The 882-nt window shown below is 58.4% G+C and carries 1 protein-coding gene; it reads right to left on the bottom strand.

What is annotated here, in order from left to right; genetic code table 11:
* Positions 1 to 832, bottom strand: a protein-coding gene (locus H9634_RS14370) for an IS5 family transposase (RefSeq protein ID WP_191727485.1) whose coding sequence is annotated in 2 segments (ribosomal slippage) — positions 1 to 474 and positions 476 to 832 — 831 coding nt annotated over the 2 segments. Because the reading frame shifts where the segments join, the coding sequence is not laid out codon by codon here. This gene is flagged as partial in the annotation.
* Between the last annotated feature and the right edge of the window lie 50 nt (positions 833 to 882).

Raw genomic sequence — 882 nt, 5'->3', positions numbered from 1 at the left:
CACGATAGCGGCCCGGTAGATGATGGCGAGTTTGTCATATCGTGTGGCCAGTCCTCGCCACTGTTTCATACGGGCGTAGCTACGCTCGATGACATTGCGGTGTTTGTATTTGATTGCGTTGAACTTCGGTGGACGGCCGCCTTTTGATCCTCGCCGGAGACGATGGCCTTGCTGATCGGTCGGTTCGGAGATGACTGCCTCGATCTTTCGTGAGCGCAGCAATGAGCGATTCGCTTTCGATGAGTAGGCTTTGTCACCGAGGAGCGCATCTGGGCGGGTGCGTCGACCGACTTTCAGGTTCTCCAGCAGAGGAGCGAGCATAGGGCTGTCGCCGTCCTGGCCGGCAGTGCAGATCGTGACCAATGGCAGTCCGTGGCCATCGACGAGCTGATGAGTCTTTGTCGACAAGCCACCACGAGAGCGGCCGAAGGCGTGGTCAGGCGACTCGGTCAGCAGATCCTTGTAATTCGACGAGTCCCTTTTTTACGCGGCTGATGTTCGTTGCGTGCTGGTGAGCACGAGCGATCGTGGAGTCGACTGAGACGGTGAAGTCGACCTTGTCATTCTTCGCCGCAAAGTCTGTCAGCGCCTGGTGGATGGCATCCCAGGTGCCGTCAGAGGCTAAGCGGCGGTGCCAGGTCCATACGGTCTGCCATTTACCGAAGGTCTCGGGCAGGTCGCGCCAGGCGATGCCGGTGCGGTAGCGGTAGATGATGCCTTCGATCATCTGCCTGGGATCGGAGAAGGGGCGTCCGCGCTTGCCTGTTGGTGCTGGCAGGTAGTCAGCGATGAGAGCCCATTGGTCATCAGTGAGCAGCTGGAATCGAGACATGACTCAAGAGTTCCAGAAACCAACCGTAAACTTTGTCAGACACGCCCTAG

It is taken from the genome of Brevibacterium gallinarum (assembly GCF_014836885.1).
Classification (GTDB): Bacteria; Actinomycetota; Actinomycetes; order Actinomycetales; family Brevibacteriaceae; genus Brevibacterium; species Brevibacterium gallinarum.
This window is presented reverse-complemented; position numbering and strand designations above follow the sequence as displayed.